Origin of the sequence: Edaphobacter aggregans DSM 19364, assembly GCF_000745965.1 — a bacterium.
In the GTDB taxonomy this organism is placed as follows: domain Bacteria; phylum Acidobacteriota; class Terriglobia; order Terriglobales; family Acidobacteriaceae; genus Edaphobacter; species Edaphobacter aggregans.
In genome coordinates this window covers 21,287-41,459 of sequence record NZ_JQKI01000054.1, presented here as the reverse complement: position 1 = coordinate 41,459, position 20,173 = coordinate 21,287, and the positions used below count along the sequence as shown (strand labels likewise).

Genomic DNA, 20,173 nt, shown 5'->3' with positions numbered 1-20,173 from the left:
CCCATCATGTGCACATCCTGGAGATGAACGGCGACAGCTACCGACTCAAGCAGAGCCGCCGCAAACGGACACCATCCTCCGAACGCTGAACTCTACCCCTCCGAACGCGCCTCGGGGGAGAAGGGCCGCTTCCGCTACGCTCCAGCGGCCCTTCTCCCCCGTCAATCTCACTACAACCCAACTACCTCCTACTGGCCTACTTTTGCTCCGCCTCAGTGGCCTAGTTCTACTCCGCCCTTGACACTGGACGCATTAAGGATGATTGAAGCACCCTCATGCATAAACGGAAGAGCCTTCTGAACAGAAAATATGAGACCGCGCACATTGACATTAAATGTTCGATCAATCTGGTCTTCCGTTATGGAGCCGGGAGGAGCCATCTGATTTCCTATGCCTGCATTGGCAAAGACAACGTCAACGCGCCCCTTTTCCTCTGCAATCTTCGCGTAGAGCCGGTCAAGGGCTTCCATGTTGGAAACATCCCCCTGGACAGCCGCGACGTTCTTTCCAATTTTCGCAACAGCAGCATCGAGTTCTTTCTCTCGCCTGCCAGTGATGTATACATGCGCTCCCTCGCTAACGAACTGTTCTGCAGTGGCGAATCCCATTCCGCTGCTGCCGCCTGTGATGACGGCAACTTTCCCTTGAAGTCTGTTCAATTGTTGCTCCTTCCGGCCCACGAGTTGCTTGTCTCCCAGACCGCCATCCCCGACTCGTCGACTAATTGAAATGCTCGTTCGAGCACATCGGCTGCCCGATCCAGTCCATGGGTCTGAGCAATCGTTCTCTGGAACCGGCGCGCTGTGTCCCTGTAGGTCGGGTCTCCTAAAACTTTTTGGATGGCTCCAGACAGATTTTCCTTGTTCATCGAGGCGACCGGTACCGATTCACCCACACCATGGTAGACAATTCTGGCACCAATGCCCGGCTGATCGAAGCCGACCGGAATCGCCACCATCGGAACACCGAGCGCGAGCGATTCGACCGTTGTGTTGATGCCGGCATGGGTAATGCACAGCTCGGCTCGTTTGAGCAGTTCTATCTGGGGAGCCTTGGAAACCACGATGGCGCTTGCCGGGATCGGGCCAATGTCATCCATCTGAATATTGCTGCCTATAGAGAGGACCAGCTGTCGTCCCGGAATAGCGGCCGCCGCCTTCAGAATGATGCGGAAAACATCTGTTAAGCCATTCACCAGCGTGCCCATAGAGGCATAGATCAGCGGTTCGCCGGTAAGCCTTTCCCAGGGAAAGGCCACTGTCTCTCGCCCATAATCGTCATGAAAGGGACCAGCGTAGTGAAATGCCGGAGCCTGGGGAACGTCTGGGAAGTCGAACTCTTTCGGTGTCTGGGTAATAACCGCCAGTTTGGAAATGGTTGCATTTGGAGTGTCCCAATCAATTTGCAACCCATGGTTTTCTGCCCAGGACCGTGCCACCTGCTGAATCGGTTGAAACACAGAACTCATCTTCTTGACGGCTTCCATGTTCCTGGCCCTCGCCACGGGCGTGTCTTCGTAGTCCCAGCCAAACAAGCAGGGCGGCGTCGCTCCGGAGCTGTCGATATGCAGCACATTCCAGATATGCGCATAGGGAATACCCATGCTCATCGGAACAAGCTCGGCGAAGAAATGAATCGTATCAAGGACGAGAGCCTCTACGCCGCTGTGAGCAAGCTTTTCCGGCAGTTGCTCCAACGTTATGCTGGTCCGCTGCGGATGCATCTCCTGGAAGGAGTAGCGCACGACATCCTCTCCCTTGAGCATTGCCAGACGCGCATACATTGCAGGCGTAGTCCCGACGGGGTACTCTTCCTCTCCGAACGGGACAAAGTCCAGACCGGCGCTATGGACGATGCGCGCAGCATCCGGAAGACCGAAAAATGTTACCTCGTGCCCGCGCGCCTGCATCTTGCGGCCTAACGCCGTCATTGGATGTAAGTGCCCGGTTAGCGGCATGCTGAGAAAACCAATCTTCATTCTCTACAACTCCCGTAAGACCGTTGTGACATCGGGGGGTTGACCCTAACTGATACATCAACATTTCGTCCCCAGTTTCATTCCACTTCGACGAAGGCAGCAGGCCGGAACAGGAACCGTAGCAGGAAAGCATCTTGCGATCAGACGCGGGTGTCCTCACAGGCCGCCCTCAATATCAATTCAGTATTTTCTAGAAGGTGAGGTATGAGGGGAGTAGCTCGCGTGCAGCAATCTGATTGCCCCCATGGCGCCAGCGCTCGGACTTCCTTCTTCGATTTGTTAGCCGGCATTATCGATGCAACCTGCAACATAGTCTTCCTTCCTAATCCAACTTGGACTTCGTCAGCATCCAACGAATCCGTACATTTAGTCGCGATTTGGGCTGGCCCAATCGTCCTAAAAACATCAGAATCTATCTGGCGGTATCCCGTGTTCGCTTTTATCTGTTACGTTTCAATTCATCTGGAAATTTCTGCGACGGTGGTGCGATCTGCTCCAGAGGAACTCCCTAAGCACCGTCGGAAGGGCCACAATCGCCAACACGACCGGTCTTCGCGTTCTCACCACAATCGCTGCCGCTGTTCAGATGCCGTTGATGACACTCGACCTGCTCTTCGTGGTCAACGAGTGGCGTTCCTTGTCGGACGAGAATCGTCTCACCAGGTTCTGCCGCGATAAGGGAGGCCAGGGCGAAGAAAGGTCTGATGTGATCGGGACTACAGCTGAGTGCGATACACGGAAGGCGGGACGCCAACAGAGTTTCTGAAGACTGTTGCGAAATGCTGTTGATTACGGAACCCCACTTCCAATCCGACGTCGAGAACGGAGAGGCGGGAATTCGCAAGCAGTTCCCTACTTCGCTCGATGCGGAGCCGAAGCATGTATTGGTGGGGGCTTTGGTTTGTGCTTGCGCGAAACTGAAATGAGAAATGGGACAAACTCAGGCCCGCACAGTCAGCGAGGTCTTTCAAGCCGATTTGTTGGTCCATGTTTGCGTGCATGAACTCAACAACGCGCCGAAGGACACGAGGAGCCATGCCCCCTCTGCTAGGAATCGATCTCGGAGCGAAAGTGTTGAAAGAAGTTAAGAGTATGTTGGCCAGGGCACTTTCAATGCAATCAACAAACAGTTTTCCTGTCGAATAGCCTCTGGCTCGTTCCGCATCCAGGGCAAACAACAGATGGGTTAGCCGGTCGTCTGTGACTACGTGCCTCGGCACGATTTCGAGTGATCTCTCCGCGAGACGTTCACGTGCCGCTTCCATTAATGCGGAGTCCGGTATTCTGATCGAAAGCACACTGATCCTCTCGGCCCAGCGGATGTTGTGCCATTCTCTTCGAGGACAAAACACGGCTTGGCCATGGGCTACGGGAATCTTGGTAATAGCTGCGTCTTTCAACGAATAGCCAATCACCGCGGGCTTCATAAAAAAATGGAGCAGCTGCTCTTTAAGAAAATGCGATTGCCAGCTTGTCGGTTCGAGGTCGCGGCGCTCCACAAGCAGGGATGATGAGGGAGATAAGGGCCCGATGGGGGCCGCATCGAACATCGGCTGCACGGCACCCCCTCGATGAGAGAGGATGCGGAATGCGCTTTCTTTTTCAGAATTCATCTTCTGCCCACAGCTATTGGATGGTCACCCCCTTGGTACGGATTCACTTGGTCGAGTAGCCCCGGGGAATTTCACCCCGAGGCCCTCACAGAACCGTGCGTGAACCTCTCGATTCACACGGCTCTTCATAGCTGAGGCTTGTCTCTTGTGAGATCAAACCGACTCTGGAGGTAGAGGCTCCTCCTGGTTGCCCAGTTGGCCAAGCCCTCCGTCGAGCTATGTCATCCTCTTCGCTTCCCGTCCGTTACAGACGCTTCAACGCTACTACAGGATGATCCGCCATCTTCAAGTGCATCGATATTTCCCTTTCGTGGATCACACTTATAGGTTTTCTCTTAGCATCACTTGAAGACTTCCCATGTTCCGCCTACCCGCCTCATTGGCAAGCTCAGGCCACCTCTCATGCCGGATGCCACTCCGCCCGTAAACAGGTTTCGTCGGAGCTTTGTCCCGCAGTAACAATCACGCCGCGGTTTTGATATCGTCACATTGCTTTCGACACTTCAACGGTGGTTCCCTTGGGGTCCTCTTCTTGCCTGATACCTGACCCGGTCAAAGCCAGGCCTTTTCCTTCCGCGCTCACGACCATGGCTTTGGGCCACAGCCGCCGAAGGTGGTTTGGAACCTGCTCCTGTAAGCCGGTTCCGAGGGGCCTACCCTCATCGGATAAGCAGTTACGCGCTACTTGGCCTCACGGCCTTTCACGCTCATGGCGCACGATTGTCACACAACCGACCTGGACAGCGCGAGGAACGATCTTCGGTGCGCAATCTCGCTGGTTTGATCTAACTTCCTACGTGGAGGCTTTGGTGAGTCCCCAATTTTTCTCGCACTTGGTTCTCTTCATGCGGCTCCTGCAGCAGGCACAGCACCGTTCAGAGTTCTACCCAGTCGGTGAAATATGAAGCTAAGCCAGTGCAGCGCGAGGTCCGTCCGTCATAGTAGTCCGACCATCGGGTAATTTCCCCGTTCTCGATCTGCACGACAGATACCCCGTGCAAACAGATCGGCACTTTTAGTGGGCCTGCAGGAAGAAGGGCCTCCGTCGCTGTATATTGCTGGGTCCATTCACTGATCACGCGATCGCCGCTCGCGAAGATTACGTCAGTCTGCAGCAAAGAGTCTGGGTACAGTTCCCGTGCCTTTCGGAAGAACTCAGCCAAGCGCTCTTTGTTCTTGAATTTCAGATCAACCCCGTGGTCTTTGAAGCTGAACTCTTCTGCAAAACAGGCGATCGCATCTTCGATCTTTCCATTTTTTAGACGTTCCAGGACAGTGAGTACCCCCCCTTCCAGAGCTTCCATTCCAACCACCATTTCAACCATTTCTGTTCTCCTTCGCATCTTGTTTCCGCTCAATCGATCTCTCCGCACTGGCATCTGGAGGGACAAATATAAGAGCCTCAGTCGATTTTCGGATTGGTCCGTGCACTATCGGAGGTGGACTCTTTCGACGCCTACAAGCCGACGTGCAACGGCGTCCAGTGACTCAGGATCTTTACCCGACACGGAGGTTCCAAGGCCGTATGGGGTCCCGTTGGCCACCCGGACGGCGTCGTCGAGGTCCTGGTACTTGAAAACAGCCCGCAATGGTCCAAAGTTTTCTCGGATCTTTCCTCCGGTGTTTCTTGTGCTCATCGTGATCTACTCTCCTTCTTAAGTTGGGCAGCCTTTCGACATCCGAGACGCATCAGCGCAAGGCAGCTCCCTGATCGGAATAAGCTTCGACATCTGAAAGCTTGTGTGCGGTGTGCAGCAGCTCAGCGGCGCGCTCGCCGATGATGATGCAGGAAGCCATGGTATTGCCGGTGGTCACGCGCGGCATGATCGAGCCGTCTGCGATGCGAAGGTTTTCGATCCCATAGACCTTAAGTTGACCGTCTACGACCGACATTGAATCGCGCCCCATTTTTGCGGTACACGTCTGATGGTGGTAAGTGGAGGCCGCATCGCGAATAAAGTCTTCTAGTGCAGCTTCTCTCAGGTTGCCAGGCATGACTTCGCCTTTTGTGAAGGGTCGAAGCGCGGCCGAATTGCCAATCTCGCGACAAAGTTCCACGCACGCTACTGCGGCCTTCAGGTCGTCCGGGTGGGACAGCGTATTGGCCTCGATCTGTATAGGGTCGTCGGGGTTGGGCCCGGTCAAGCGAATCTGGCCTCGGCTTTTCGGCCGCACGACAGCTCCATACAATGTCCAAGAAGCCGGCGATGGATTGAACTTAGCGCCTGTCTCGGCGCTGCACAGCGGAACTTCCACCTGGCAGGTCTGCAAATCCGGAGTGTCAAGACCAGGATTGCTCTTCCAGAAGAACGTCGCCTCAGCTCCATTGTTGCGAGGAGCGAGCGGTTGTTGATACTCCCAGACACAGCCAATACCAAAATGATCCTGAAAGTTCTGCCCCACACCTGGAATATGCTGGACGACCGGTATGCCCAGGCGTCGTAGCTCAGCCTCATCGCCAATGCCAGACAGCATCAACACCTTTGGCGTGTGCATCGCGCCCAACGAAAGAACAACCTCGAGTCTAGCCGTAATGCGTTGGATTTTTCCGTTAAAAGCGATCTCTACACCAGTGGCTCGCTTTCCCTCTAAGGTCAGTTTGGTAACCAATGCGTGCGTGAGCACAGTCAGATTGGGCCGGTCCATGTAAGGGAAGACATAACTTCGAAAGACGGATAGGCGCTTTCCGTCGCGTACGTTCACATCGATAATAGAGGCCCCGCCGCCGTCTTCCATCAGACGGCCATTGTTGCTATCGAAGGTCGGCATCCCGATGGAACGCGCTCCTTCCACCATGGCGGGAGCGATCGGATTCGGGTCAGGTGCGGACTGCACAAAAACCAATCCACCGGTTCCGCGGCGCGTGGGGTCTGGGGCGCCCTGCCAGTCTTCAATCCGACGGTAGATGTTGAGTACGGACTCATAGTTCCATGCCGTGTCGCCGGACTCGGATGTGAAGAAATCCCAATCGTTCTTATGTCCGCGTGCCCAACCCATCCCATTGATGCTCGATCCCCCGCCGAGCACCTTGCCCATACTTAGCGGCATGGAACGTCCTTTGAGGTGTGGATTGGGTTGATCCACAAACTTCCAATCGCGCTCGCTCCCGAGGTTTTCAACCCAGCGAGCCGGTTCTTTCACGCTTGGCGCCTCGTCGCTGCCGCCTGCTTCGAGCAAGAGCACGCTGACGTTGGGATTTTCGGCCAGGCGGCGCGCGACTACTGATCCGGAGGAACCTGACCCACAGACGATGAAGTCGTACTGCGACTTTAGACCGTCCCTGAGCTTCCGCTGGTTCCCACGAACGCGCTTCGCGAAATCTGCCGCTGATTGTTTTCCATGATTCAAACTCATATTAATGCTCCTTTCTGATGTGAGGCACTTAGCGTAAAAAACCACGATTCCCAGGCGCACCGATCGCTCGATCCTCAAGGTCATCGTTATGTTCTTTGCCCCGGACAAGCTGGTTCTGCGACTGCAGAACCAGCTCTGTCGCCTATCGGTTGTTCGCGATGACCTGCACATTGCAGAATTCTTTGAGCCCATCTTCGCTGAATTCAACGCCAATCCCTGAATTCTTATGACCACTGAATGGAACGTTGGGATGGGCATTGAGGTGTTGATTGATCCAAACCGTCCCGGCATCAAGCCGACGTGCAACGGCGTCCAGTGACTCAGGATCTTTACCCCATACGGAAGCTCCGAGGCCATATGGGGTCCCGTTGGCCAGCCGGACGGCTTCGTCGAGATCCTTGTACTTGATAACGGCGCGCAATGGTCCAAAGTTTTCCCGGATTACGTAAGCTGCTTCCGCAGGCGGATTGTCCAGGAGGGTCACGGGAAAAAACATGCCGGCACCCTCCGATGGAACTTCCCCTTGATAGAGGATCGGGGCCTTCGCCTTTTGAATCTCTTCCCATGTTATTTGCATGCGAGCGAACTGGGGGCGATTCTGTATAGGGCCCAGTGTGGTTTCGGGATCAAACCCATCGCCCAGTTTCTGACGTTGAGCACACGATATGAGTGCTTTCGTAAGAGCTTGATAGATGCTCTCGTGCACGAAAAGGCGTTTGAGGGTGATACACCCCTGGCCACTGAGTAGGAACATGCTTTGAAACAGGTACTCGGCGATTGCCTGAGGATCGGCATCCGGAAGGACAATACCGGGATCGTTCCCGCCTAGCTCAAGGGTCAGGTGTTTCAGGGTTGGAGCGGCGGATGCAAAGACCTTGCTTCCCGTTTCCGAAGATCCTGTGAAAGAGATCTTCTGGAAGTCCGGGTGGGACGTCATCCAGGGGCCAAGGTCATCCCCTCCGCTGATCACATTCAAAACGCCGGGAGGAAGGATCTCACGAATGTAGTCGGCGGCTCGAAGTACCGTAAGAGGGGTAAAGACCGCAGGCTTCAGGACAACAGTATTGCCGGCCAGCAGAGATGGAAGCACTTTTGTGAATGACAGCAAGAACGGAAGATTCCACGGACTGATCGCTGCGACAACACCCAGTGGGACATAGCGTTTCGTGATCTGTCCGACACCGGTTTCATTCCATGTCGAATCTGGCAGTTCCATCTGAAGCAACGCCGGGACATAGGTATCGAGAACCCATGTGATCTCCCATTGCGCCATGCTATAAGGCCGGCCGTTTTCCGCTGTTAGGATCGTGCAAAGCTCATCGGTATGAGCTTTGAGCTCTTCCATGGCATTTCGAAGAAGATCCCTTCGCTCGTTCCAGGTCTTGCTGCTCCAAAGGGGAAACGCTGCCTTTGCAGCCTGGACCGCCCGGTCGAGACCATCTTTCTGGGTGTCGGCCACGCTTGCAAGTTCTTCTCCAGTCACAGGATCGGAGATCTTTATCGACCTCGAAGAGTTGATTCTTTGGCCGTTTACTATATTCGGAAACCCGGCGGTCAGACGAGCTTTTTTTAGCGCTTGCTCGCGATTGGGATGGGGAATAGATGGGGAAGTTCCATTTGACTTCATACAAAGAGTCCTTTCATCAAGCCGTTATGAGGGAGCGTCTTCTTGCGTGGCTAGCTCTGAAGTTCTGGATAAGCTTCAGGTATCCGTAGAAAGAGTTCCTCGGTGTTAGAAGAAATCAGTCAGCATCCAACGAATCTTGCTTACATTTCGTCGCGACTGCGGAGGCGGCCAATCCTCCCAAAACCATCAGAATCCATCTGGCGGAATCCCGTGTTCGCAGTAATCCGTTACGTTTCAATTCATCTGGAAATTTCTGCGACGGTGGTGCGATCTGCTCCAAAGGAACTCCCTATCCGAATCCGCACGCAAACTTTAGAGCTTGCGGGATCGGGCGGGGCTCCGTTGCAAAAACTGAGGAGGCAGAGGGAATGTCAGAGAGTTGGAGAGCTGATAGGTGGCTGGGTGCGATCTCTTTAAGCCAGGCTCGTTCGCAGTCCCCAAAAAACTTACCGGGAACTGTCAAAAGCCGCGATCTCATCCCAGCTTAGGTAGTAGATGCGCGCTCCCATGCGATCATGTGTGGGCTCAACATATTGCTCAGTCCGCAGAACAATAACGGATCATATATACGTATACGGCCAATAAAACGGTTGATGGAAGCCAGGGGAACCAGAGCGGCTTGACAGGCGCGACCAATACACGACCATCGTACGGTCGAAACCATCCCAAATGGTCCTAAACCATCCTAAATAGAGGAGGCCACAACGCTAATCGTCCCAATGATATCCGCTGATTCCAGACCACTTAGTTTGCTAGGCGGCCCTGAAAAGGCCGGCGTCGGCGGTTCGATCCCGTCTCTGGCCACCATTTAGAATCAATGATTTACAAGGAACAAAAGATAAGCCTCCCGGACGGGAGGCTTTCACGTGTTTAGGGTAAACACCCTGTTTTGAATAACATGACACTTTTTGGGTATGGTCGCGTATTGGTCGTGCGCTGCCCTGCTGACTAGAGGTGATCTTTCAACTCTTTTGGAATGTGCAAGATGCGAATGTCCAGAATGGGCGACGCCAGCCCATTTTCAAGGTTGCTCTCCCTGTTGGTAAGTGGTGTTCTGATACGAACCCCGCTCAAGAAGCTCTCAGCACGCAGGCACGCATTTCTGCCAAAAGCAGGAGGGCGCTTTATTAGCTGTAGTGCGGCATAAGCTACTTATCTGCAACGATATATGTTCATAAGGAGTCCGACGCAGCGAGTTTCCTGCTGACGGGAATTGTGACGGATGACCGCCACTGACAGGCCCCCGTCAGGGGCTGGCGCGGCACGCAGTGTAGGAGGAATCACTCCGCCTGTAAACGACTCTCGACACCCTTTGAAAAGGACACGGGACGGCTGATCCCGAGCTTCTGCATTTTGTAAACCAGCGACGTCCGCTTCATCCCCAAGCGTTCCGCAGCACCGCTCCGGCCGCCGACGACCCAATTGCTCGCATCAAGCGCTCGGAGGATATGATCTCGCTCCACCTCCTCAAGACCTGTCCATGGCGGATTTGATCCTTTATGACCGCTGAACGGTTCCAATTCGGAAGTTGGCGCGCGTAATACTGTATGGGGAGAGAGAATCACCGCCCGTTCGATAAAGTTCTGCAGTTCCCGCACGTTTCCGGGCCATTGATATCGCACGAGGGCATCCATCGTCTCCGAGGGGATGTCATCGATTTTCTTGTTCATTCGGCGGGCGAAAAGTTCAACGAAATGTCGAACCAACCTCGGAATATCCTCTGTTCGCTGTCGTAAAGCGGGAACGTGAATCGGGAACACCTTCAACCGGTAATAGAGATCCTCACGAAACGTAGTCTGCTTTACCATCGCGGGCAAATCACGGTGTGTGGCTGCGATCAGGCGGACGTCAACTTTATGAGTATGATTGCTACCTAGTCGCTCAAACTCCTGCTCTTGCAGGACACGTAACAACTTCGCCTGAAGTTCCAGAGGGATGTCACCGACCTCATCAAGAAACAAGGTGCCCTTGTTTGCAAGATCAAAGCGCCCTGTTTTTTGCGCAATGGCTCCGGTGAACGCTCCTTTTTCGTGCCCGAATAATTCGCTTTCGAGTAGTCCAAGCGGGATTGCTGCGCAGTTCAATTTGACAAAGGGCCGTTCCCGCCGGCTACTCAAATTGTGGATGGCACGTGCGATCAGTTCTTTGCCGGTTCCCGTCTCGCCCAGTATCAGGACACTTGAATCCGTAGGCGCCACTATGGATACAAGATCCAACGCAGTTTTCAACGCAGGGCTATCTCCGACAATTTCCCCAAACTCGGCGCGAATTTCCTCTTCGAGGTAGAGTCTCTGCTTCGTCTCTTTGTCTCGATCCCTTATCGCCTTTTCATAATCCAACGCGTTCTCGACAGCTATGGCAACTTGGCGGGCGACCTGTTCGAGAAAAGTGATCTCATCTACGTCGAATGCCTTCTCTGACCGGTTGAGGGCGGTCAACACGCCTATTACGCCGTTCCTGCTGAGAAGTGGGAGGCCGCACCCCGAGACCAAACCTTCATCCATGACACGTTGAAAGATACGTTGGCTTAGTCTGCTACCGGAACGTTCGACCTCATAACGAACGTCCTCGAAGTTCTCAAAGTGTTGAGTCTTGCCGGTCAGGAAGGCTTTCCCACAGATGGAACCGTCGTTCGGTATGATCGTCCCGTCGGACAGACTACCTCGCGCCTCGGGGTTGTACAGCGTTGTTACACGCAGGCCCCCGCCATCGGTATCGGTAGGAGCAATGCGCAAAAATCACATCGCATCACTCTCAGCAGATCTGTAGACAACGTCTCCACCAGGCGACGCATGTCTAACCTCGATGCCATGCTGTTCGTGATTTCCAGGAGCAAGCGTAGCCGATCCCGCTCAAGTCGCAATCTTTCTTCATTCAGGTGTCGTTCAATCGCAATTCCCGCGATATGACTGGCGTTCTCGATCAACTGCAGATCGGCGGAGTCAGGGCTACGTACTTCACGATAATGAATGGCGAAAGTTCCCAGGACTTCACCCTCGCTCGTAAACAAAGGCCGTGACCACACTGCGCGAATTCCGAAAGGCAATAGCAGGTGACGATAATGATCCCAGATTGGGTCATTGAGGATATCGGTCACATATAGAGGCTCCCGCCTATACAGGGCTGTGCCGCAGGATCCGCCTTTGGGGCCAATCAGCATTGACCCCACCTGCTCGCCGAATCTGGGAATACCTGGCGCCGCGGCGCAATAAATCTGCTTTCCGTCATCCTCTGGAAGCCAGATGGTGCATAGTGTGCCGTCGCCACGAGATTCGACCAATTGAGCAATGATCGCGAGCACCTCAGGTAATGGAGATCCGGCAAGAATCAACCTTAGAATGTTGAGCACAGATTCGCTGGAAAACAGACCCGAGTCGTTCTGCCCTCGGTCACTGCTGGATATGTGATCTGCGGAAGATTGTGCTGTTTTCTCCATGAACTATTCTTTCTTGGCACGCCGCTCCATAACAGAGGGTACCTGCTCATATTCAACTCATCTTACTTATGAGAAGGATGACAAAAAGGAAGCCTGCTGGCCAGCGACGGACATCCGCGAGTTGTCGTCTTCTCCGGATCAGACCTCTCCATCGCGAGACTCAGTCCTGGAGTGCACGCCCCTCGACGGCACCATTTCGTGAGGAGGACGTAGGACGGCTTATGCGAAGCTTCCGCATTCTGTAAACCAACGATGTCCGTTTCGTTCCTAGTCGCTCTGCAGCACCATTCCGTCCGCCGACTATCCAATTGCTCGCCTCAAGCGCGCGGACGATATAGTCTCGTTCCACCTCCTCAAGACCCGTTATGGGCAGGTTTGACCCCTTGTGAGCACTGAAGGGCTCCAATTCGGAAGTGGGAGCCCGTAGTACCGAATGAGGAGAAAGAATCACTGCTCGATCGATAAAGTTTTGCAATTCACGAACGTTGCCAGACCAATGGTATCGCACCAACGCATCCATCGTCTCCGAGGGGATGTCGTCGATTTTCTTATTCATTCGTCGAGCGTAGAGTTCTGTGAAATGCCAGACCAGTTTCGGAATGTCCTCGGTACGTTGCCGCAGAGCCGGAACTTGGATTGGAAATACTTTCAGCCGATAGTACAGATCCTCGCGAAACATCGTCTGCTTTACCATTACGGGCAAATCACGATGAGTGGCGGCGATCAGACGAACGTCCACCTTGTGCGTGTGGTTGCTACCGAGTCTCTCGAATTCTTGTTCTTGCAGAACTCGTAGAAGCTTCGCCTGAAGCTCAAGAGGGATGTCGCCTACTTCGTCAAGAAAGAGTGCCTTTATTCGCCAGGTCAAAACGCCCAGTCTTCTGTGCAATCGCTCCGGTGAACGCTCCCTTTTCATGTCCGAACAACTCGCTCTCTAGAAGTCCAAGCGGGATCGCAGCACAGTTCAATTTGACAAAGGCCTGTTCCCGGCGGCTGCTCAGATCGTGGATCGCCCGCGCAATTAGCTCTTTACCGGTTCCCGTTTCGCCCAGGATCAACACACTTGAATCTGTAGGTGCCACTACGGACACCAGGTCCAACGCGGTCTTCAACGCGGGACTCTCTCCGACGATTTCTCCAAACTTGGCGCGGATTTGCTCTTCGAGATGGAGCCCCTGTTTCGTCTCTCTGTCTCGGCCCCTAATCGCATTTTCGTAGTCCAACGCCTTCTCAACGGCAATCGCCACCAAACGATCATTAACAGTGCAATCCGAAACGTGTCGATAAATTTGATTGTCTTGGCCTGGCATACTTTCGATCATCGCGTTGTCTCCCAGGCTCAAGCCTTGCACCTGTTGCTGCTTGAATATTCCTGCGCATGAATGAGTGATAATTGACCTTCTGGTCATGCACAACCACGAATCGACGCTCGTAGAACCGCAAACTCAGTCTGAAGCACACTAGCATTTGTGGGGAACAAGACTAACTCTTTCGGGTGAGAAGAAGGCATCTAGCGCTTCGGAACCTCGAAATGCTTCCGGCCGAACAGACGCGCATCGATGGACCATGCACCGGGTCCTATCATTGCCAGTGTGGCACCTGATGTTGCCAACATGATGGAAATCCCACCACCACCGGCACTAGAAAAAGCAACCCATAACTCAACGACTCCAATTAACGTTCCACAGATCGGCGTCCATAAGCCAAGGAGCAGAAGTATTCCTGCACCTGCCCCGATCACATGCGGAAAGATTAAACCAAACTGTGAAGCTTCCCCGAGGTGCCCGAACCCCGAACAAAAGAGAAACATCGCAGTTACCACACGTTGCAGGAAAAGGCCTCTACCCGGCCAATCATTTGGAAATGCGGAGAAAAGACGCTGCAAGGACACTCCCTTTCCGTCTTGAGCTTAGGGTATTCGCAACAAGCTCGAAACGCCCAAACGAGGGTCTCCGTCTCCTCCTTTCGGGGGGTCTATAGCTCGATAATTCCTCGCTTCAACCCGATCGTGACAGCATGAGCCCGATCCTTAGCATCGAGCTTCGAGAGTATGTTCGCGACGTAGCTTTTCACGCTTGCTTCGCCGATTGACAGCTGATCCGCAATCTCTTTATTGGCGTTCCCGCTAGCGATTAATCGCAACACGTCAATTTCTCGGGGGGTGAGGTCGTCCCTGGGATGATCCACCAGATCTACAGCAATCTCCTGAGGTATGCGCCGCTGTCCGACATGAACAGCTCGAATGGTCTCCAGGAGTTCTCGATGGACCTGTCTTTTTAGCAAATAACCTCGCGCGCCCGCCTTGATCGCGCGCACCACTTGAGCATCGCCGCTATACGTTGTCAGAACGATGATCCGCGCATTCGGGAACTCTTTCTTGATTTGACTGATGGTCTCAATACCGTTCAAGCCGGGTAGTTGGATATCCATCAGAGTCACGTCCGGTCGGTGAGCTCGGAACTTCTCAATGGCTTCCTCTCCACTGGAAGCCTCCGCGACCAGCTTCATGTCATCTTCGGTGTTGACGAGAGCAGCGATCCCTCTACGAAGAAGAGGATGATCGTCCACAGTAAGAATTCGAATCAGGCTAGGGTCGACGCTCATGATTTCCAGTCCTTTGAAACCATCCGAATCCGGAGCGCCCCGACGTCTTTTGGTAGGCTACCGAAGCAGCAACGGCCAGTTGAACTTCTGTTCCCGCTCCCGCTTGACTCCAAACATCCAGTTTCGCACCTATTTGCTGTGCTCGCTCGCGAACGCCTCGCAAACCCCAGTGTCCAGGACGGCTGCCTTTCTCCAGGACTTGCGGATCCATGCCTTTTCCATCGTCCCGCACACGCAACCGAAACTGGTCTTCGTCGTACAGAATCTCCGTCTCGATCCGGCGAGCCTGTGCGTGCCGGAAGGCATTCCGCAACACTTCGCGTGCGATGCAGTAGATTTCATCCCGAATGACCGGAGTTAACTCTCGTTGCTGGCCCTCAACGGTGAGTCCGAAGGCCGGGGAATCATGGTCCGAATGTCGCGAGGCCACCAAGTTCTCTCCCACCATCTTTACCAGCTGTGCGAGATCTCGCTCGGGCGTCTCAGTGCCGCGCAAGTTTTCGATGGCGTCCTGGCTCTCGGTGATCGCCCACTCAGTTCCCATGAGGGCGCCATCGAGAGCCTGCAATGCTTCTTCCGGCCGCTTGGGGAACATGTTGCGGGCTGCCTGAAACTCAAACATCAATCCATGCAGACTCTGAAGTAGACTATCGTGCAGTTCCCGCGCGATACGTGTGCGTTCACCCGCCTGAATCCGGGCGGCCATGCCTTCCAGTTCATCCCATGTCTCCGGAGGATGGCTATACCCGTACTGCCGGAGTAGATCGGTTCGAAACGCGAGAACGCCGACGTGAGCATGATAAGGTACAGCCACCACCTTGCCATGCACTGTGTAGCTGGAGACCAATTGGGGATCCTGTGACGAAAGTTCGGTGGCAAAATCAGGCCGCAGATCCATGAGATGGTCTGCGAGAATTCCCGGCCAGATGACATCAATACCCAAGACATCCGGACTGGGGCCGCCCTCCTGTAACAACCTACGCAGCAGGTCCAGTTGGGCCTGCTGCGGGAGCGCAGAGAACAAGGTTTCGGGAACCGGCGGGTGCTGGATGGCAATTCCAGTTTCCCTGGTGAACTCCCGGGATTCGCGCTCTGCTCTGGACAATTCGTCCGGCTGCGACCACTCCTGATCCAGAAAGGTTACAGTTACGGGTGCCGGGGCGGGTTTGCGACAGCCAGAGATAATGCAAAAGAGCAGGACAATGATGAAGGTCAATGTATTCTGCAATGGACGATGCGCCGACCCGCGGATGTTCATGAAGATGTTCCTGGAACGATCGCGATTTTCGGGTGAGTTCTCCAGCAACTCACTTCCTTTTTTCCGCATCCAGACACTCGGCAGACGCCTGTGTTGGCGTTCTGAAGAATCATCTCTACGTCAAGAATTGGAGTGGCACTCTTGTCCTTGACAGTGCCAGTTACCGCGGCTGTGATTTGAGCCTGAGTATAAGGGGTTAGTAGGCATAAAAAGAGACCGAACACGACCACTGCTGACGAATTTCTTTTCGTCAGGTCGCGAATCGAGAATTCTCTCTCTTCAACGATTTGCATGGGGCGATGCACTCCCTCGGGCCCGACGAGATTTTAGCCTCGGCCATTGTTCTTGACAATCGCTCTCAAAGGGGCCGTTGGAAGGGGGCCGAGTTTTGTCTCACTGAGTTGGGGGATGGCTCCCTTTTCGGCGGTTTCGCATTGCAGTCAATGAAGCAAGGAATTCACAGCGGCACCAAAGAAAGAGTGGGTGATGTGCTTCTGCGGATTCGGGATGAGTTCACGAGCTTTCATTTTTGACGACAACTCGTACTGCCTACAGTGATTTTTCGCTGAAGGAAACTCAATCACCTTCCGACGTTGATTGCAGGTCCATGGCCTTGTTTGCTCTGTGCCTGCAAGCTTCCAGTGAAACCACATTGCGAATCCAAATTCGCGTCCTGAACGCGAAGAACGGGGAACGCGTCGCAAATCAGAAAGTATCGGTTGCCATCAAGGGGCATGAAAACGCCACCGAATACACGACCGATGCTTAGGGAGACATCAACGTTGATCTTCCGCCTGAAGCGGAAGTGTTCGTGGCGACCGAATGGTGGACCACATGCCGAAAGGTAGAGAGCGGTGTCGATCCTTACGTCTCTCTCGCTAGGGTTTTCCAAGAGCGTGCTACAGTACCCAATAGCTGCGGACGTGCCAAGAGTGAGACGATCAAACGCAAGCTCGTCATCTTCGCCGAGAAGTCCTCGCTCTGGAAACTTTTCCAGAAATGAGCGCCATCCGAGGCGGCCTGTCTGCCTCTTTGAACCTCAACTCAACTTCGCCCTTGAAGAAGATAAACAAACCCATCTGTTTCATTTTGTGAACAAGAATCCTCAAAGTGGTGAGCAGAAGACCTATTCCAATCAACAGCAGCCCCAGGGGGATTACCTGAGCTATGTTGAATCGCGCTTGTCCCTAATCTAACCAAGACGGGTTATGTTCTTCTTCTCAATGGATCCGTGATGGACTCTAACGAAGCGGCCGCGCAACTTGTCTTCGATGGAGACTTATCTGTTCCGCTCTTACGTAGAGTGAATAATCAGGACGCTGGCAAATCGCTGGCGATTGAAATTTTTCTTCGTGTTCACTCGCTGCAAGGTGCACCGAGCAAATTCGACGTCATTGCTACGAGAAGCACCCCCATAAACTCCTGAGCGGAAATTGGTGCCAAGCTCACTTCATTGCGGTGTGCCATCCTTCAGTTGAGCTAGTGCAGATTCTAAGGACACCCGGTAATGTTGGGCGCGTTCGGGGGCGATCTCGCTGCTGTTGTACTTTACCAGCTGCTTTGAAAGTTGATCGCTGGGAAGATGTGCGACCGGATCAAGGAGTTGTTGCACGGAAGCCTTCGCAGCAGAGTACCTTTGGGCAAAATGGGATAGCTCCTCGCGCGCTGTTTCAGGGCGGTAGCTGATTCGGTCGCCCGTCTGCCACGCTTCGATCAGAGGATCGGGGGACCATGCAAAGGGCCATTCCTGGTTGAGGGTGTCATAGGCGGAGTGGAGCCGAACGACAGCTCCGCCAAACCCATCCAGCTTTGTGCGTGCCGACAGAGAACCTGGAGCACGACGAACTTCGATGCGGACCTCCTCTGTTAAAGGATGCGAAGCGACAAGAATGATGGTCGAGAGAGTGTTTCCGTCATAGCCCCACCCAGGCGTGTTTGAGTCTGAGGGTCGAAAGGTGAGTGCCCGTCCGTTGGCTGAAACAGCTTCAGGTGGCCAGTCGGCGGGTAAGCGTAGTTCATAGCCACGACTCGACGGCATGCCGGGATAGTTGCCCCGAACAGGCGTGATCTCAACCGTGAGCGTATCGCCATTTTGCGTCGCAGAGATAGGCGTAAGCGCGAAGACACCACGCTTATAAGCCTCTGACTCACTGCCATCTTCGTAAAGTGTGTAAGACGAAGACTGTCCATCAGCCAGCGGCCAGACATTCAGGATGAGAGGGTCGACAGGCTTCTGGCCGGTATATTGCATGGGCGGCTGCATTGGAACAATTGCGCCGGCGCGCAGATAGACCGGGACCTGACGAATCGAGAACGAACGTTCCACCATTGCAGGACCCGAGAGATGTTTGCCCGAAGTCCATTCGATCCACTCTCCGTTTGGTATCCAGACACTTTGCTTCGCTAACTGAGTCGAGGGATCAACGGCATGAGTGATCGGCGAGACGATCATAGAGTCGCCAAATGCATACTCTCCTTTGTCGCTATAAGCCTCGGCGGCTTCCGGATAGTCATAATAGAGCGGATGCACGAAGGCGGTACCGGTATCGTAGGTGCGGCGTGCTTCGGTATAGATGTAAGGTTCCAAAGCATAGCGAAGCTGAAAGGTAGAGCGCAGAATGCTTGAGTATGGTTCGGGATACGCCCAGATGCGCCGTTCCGCATCGGGGCTCTTCGTCGTGTGCGTCCGCAGGATTGGACTGAATGCCCCAAATTGGACCCAGCGCGCATAAAGCTCCGGACCCACTGGACCGGGTATGTGCCCGCCGATGTCATGGCTCCAGTAAGCGTAGCCAACATTTGCCGCTGTCGACGTAAACCACGGCTGGTAAGCAAGTGAATCCCACGACGAGATGGTGTCTCCGGAGAATCCGATCTGATAACGATGATTCCCGAGGCCGCCCCATCGATGGAAGAGCAGAGGACGCTTGCCTTCGCGCTGTTGATCGCTGAAGTGAACGTAGTTGAGCCACCACGTGGGATTCATGTTGCTTATCCCAGTATTGCTTTCCTGTTGCCAGTCGAGCCACCAGAAATCGATACCCTGCTTTTCAAGCGGGTGATGCAGGATATCCATATAGTTCTGGGCGAACTTCTTATCGGTGATATTGAATGGAACGTACTTCTTCTCTGCAGGGTTCTGGCCCATAGCCTCAGCCATTGCTGAGTACTGGGTCTCCCAAGGCTGAACGCCAGAGGCCGGATGCAGGTTAAGAGTGGTCCTCAGACCCTGCCGGTGCAACTTTCCGAGAAAGGATGATGGATCTGGAAAGAGCAGTGGATTCCACGAGTATCCGCTCCAGCCCTGCTTATGGCCTGACTGGTCCATCTTGTCAAAGTGCATGCCCAAGGTATTGTGCCAGTCCATATCGATCACGAACACGTCGAGCGGTGTGTCGTTCTCTCGGAAGTTGCCCGCAAGATCTTCAAGCTCCTGATCGCTGTAGGCCCAATAACGGGACGACCAGGCCCCAAAGGCAAAGCGCGGCGGTAAAGGGATGCGCCCCGCTACGCGAACATAGTCTGCGAGAGCTTGCTTGTAACTGTGGCCGTAGCCGAAGAAATACCAGTCCTGTCGATCCCCTGCGGGCCGCGAAACAATCCACGGCCAAGGGCTTCGTTCCCCCTGCGCGAAGGTGAAGTCGTCGGAGTCGAAGAGCGGTCGGGCAGAGTCGTCGACCAGCGTCCATCCGTTACGAGAGAGCAGCCCGGGCTCAATCGGTTCCTTAATCTTGTCGCCTCTCGCGCCATCAAGCGTACGTGTGGTTCCTTGCAGATTGCCGGTGTCGGCGAGTCCGGGATACCAGACGACGGGCTCCCCGCCAGTGCGGAAATCTGTCAGCGTGATAGTCAGATTCGTCGGGCTGAATTTGCTATCGCCGTTCGCCGTATAGCGAAGGCGGAGAGCGCTCGTCTCGATGGTGAGGTTCTTTCCCTTGTGCGTGGCCTTAAACTCCGGAACCGCGAGCCGCCGATTGAGGAAGACCATCGACGGATGGTCTTCGAAGTGGCCGTCTGTTGCCCATTCCATGCGGATCAACTGTGGCGTGAGGACGGTAAATCGCGCATGGCCCGAGAGAACGACGGCTCTCGGGTCGGCGATGGCGGAGTAGGTCATCGCCAGAGAGATATTTCCCCCAGCGCTTATCCCCGCTGCGATCTCGGCAGAAGGCCGGTTCCCATCTTGTGCATGGACAAAGAGAGGCGCCAGCAGGGCGAGTATCAACGCTGTTATGAATAGGTTCCACTGCCGGAATGATGCGAATGGGTGGATTGCTTCTCTCATCTGGACTGCTTTCTGAAG

The 20,173-nt window shown here is 54.3% G+C and carries 15 protein-coding genes and 1 pseudogene; 1 reads left to right on the top strand and 15 read right to left on the bottom strand.

The genetic code is table 11. The annotated features are described in order from the left end of the window. Positions 1-212: 212 nt before the first annotated feature. The 14 genes and pseudogenes from Q363_RS19255 to Q363_RS19200 form a co-directional block, all read right to left on the bottom strand. Positions 213-659: an SDR family NAD(P)-dependent oxidoreductase gene (locus Q363_RS19255; RefSeq protein WP_051979006.1), complete on the bottom strand. Its 447-nt coding sequence runs from the start codon at positions 657-659 to the stop codon at positions 213-215. Beyond that, on the bottom strand, positions 656-1,978 hold the full coding sequence (locus Q363_RS19250) for a glycosyltransferase (protein ID WP_035353544.1): 1,323 nt from the start codon (positions 1,976-1,978) through the stop codon (positions 656-658). Before Q363_RS19250 ends, Q363_RS19255 begins: the two co-directional genes overlap by 4 nt. A gap of 716 nt (positions 1,979-2,694) precedes the next feature. After that, positions 2,695-3,591, bottom strand: coding sequence for an AraC family transcriptional regulator (locus Q363_RS19245; protein WP_084080540.1), 897 nt, complete (start codon positions 3,589-3,591; stop codon positions 2,695-2,697). 875 nt (positions 3,592-4,466) lie between these two features. Continuing rightward, complete coding sequence (locus Q363_RS19240; RefSeq protein ID WP_035353541.1) at positions 4,467-4,916, bottom strand: nuclear transport factor 2 family protein; 450 nt, start codon at positions 4,914-4,916, stop codon at positions 4,467-4,469. Positions 4,917-5,021: 105 nt separating this feature from the next. After that, positions 5,022-5,228, bottom strand: a complete 207-nt coding sequence (locus tag Q363_RS19235; RefSeq protein WP_035353538.1) for an aldehyde dehydrogenase family protein — start codon at positions 5,226-5,228, stop codon at positions 5,022-5,024. A gap of 52 nt (positions 5,229-5,280) precedes the next feature. Then, the gene (locus Q363_RS19230; protein ID WP_245632331.1) at positions 5,281-7,029 is read right to left on the bottom strand and encodes a GMC family oxidoreductase; all 1,749 of its coding nucleotides are present in this window, start codon (positions 7,027-7,029) and stop codon (positions 5,281-5,283) included. 58 nt (positions 7,030-7,087) lie between these two features. Beyond that, a complete protein-coding gene (locus Q363_RS19225) occupies positions 7,088-8,572 on the bottom strand; it encodes an aldehyde dehydrogenase family protein (protein WP_035353535.1) in 1,485 nt (494 codons plus the stop codon). A 1,280-nt stretch (positions 8,573-9,852) separates the two neighbouring features. After that, positions 9,853-11,307: a sigma-54-dependent Fis family transcriptional regulator gene (locus Q363_RS19215; protein WP_245632329.1), complete on the bottom strand. Its 1,455-nt coding sequence runs from the start codon at positions 11,305-11,307 to the stop codon at positions 9,853-9,855. Beyond that, positions 11,262-12,008 (bottom strand): GAF domain-containing protein, encoded by a 747-nt coding sequence (locus Q363_RS44375; RefSeq protein WP_245632328.1) that lies wholly within the window; start codon positions 12,006-12,008, stop codon positions 11,262-11,264. Before Q363_RS44375 ends, Q363_RS19215 begins: the two co-directional genes overlap by 46 nt. Before the next feature lie 160 nt (positions 12,009-12,168). Further along, positions 12,169-12,687: an AAA-type ATPase lid domain-containing protein gene (locus tag Q363_RS44370; protein WP_483782899.1), complete on the bottom strand. Its 519-nt coding sequence runs from the start codon at positions 12,685-12,687 to the stop codon at positions 12,169-12,171. Next, a pseudogene (locus Q363_RS44365) lies at positions 12,688-13,318 on the bottom strand (sigma-54 factor interaction domain-containing protein); the annotation flags it as partial. It abuts the gene before it with no gap. Between the two features lie 200 nt (positions 13,319-13,518). Further along, a complete protein-coding gene (locus tag Q363_RS38555) occupies positions 13,519-13,899 on the bottom strand; it encodes a hypothetical protein (RefSeq protein ID WP_245632327.1) in 381 nt (126 codons plus the stop codon). Positions 13,900-13,982: 83 nt separating this feature from the next. Beyond that, positions 13,983-14,612 (bottom strand): response regulator, encoded by a 630-nt coding sequence (locus tag Q363_RS19205; RefSeq protein WP_035353531.1) that lies wholly within the window; start codon positions 14,610-14,612, stop codon positions 13,983-13,985. Continuing rightward, positions 14,596-15,870, bottom strand: coding sequence for an extracellular solute-binding protein (locus Q363_RS19200; RefSeq protein ID WP_169747042.1), 1,275 nt, complete (start codon positions 15,868-15,870; stop codon positions 14,596-14,598). Before Q363_RS19200 ends, Q363_RS19205 begins: the two co-directional genes overlap by 17 nt. A 529-nt stretch (positions 15,871-16,399) precedes the next feature. Here Q363_RS19200 and Q363_RS40775 point away from each other — a divergent pair. Beyond that, positions 16,400-16,639 (top strand): hypothetical protein, encoded by a 240-nt coding sequence (locus Q363_RS40775; protein ID WP_157467157.1) that lies wholly within the window; start codon positions 16,400-16,402, stop codon positions 16,637-16,639. A 681-nt stretch (positions 16,640-17,320) separates the two neighbouring features. Here Q363_RS40775 and Q363_RS19185 read toward each other — a convergent pair. After that, positions 17,321-20,155 (bottom strand): glycoside hydrolase family 31 protein, encoded by a 2,835-nt coding sequence (locus Q363_RS19185; RefSeq protein ID WP_051979008.1) that lies wholly within the window; start codon positions 20,153-20,155, stop codon positions 17,321-17,323. Positions 20,156-20,173: the final 18 nt, after the last annotated feature.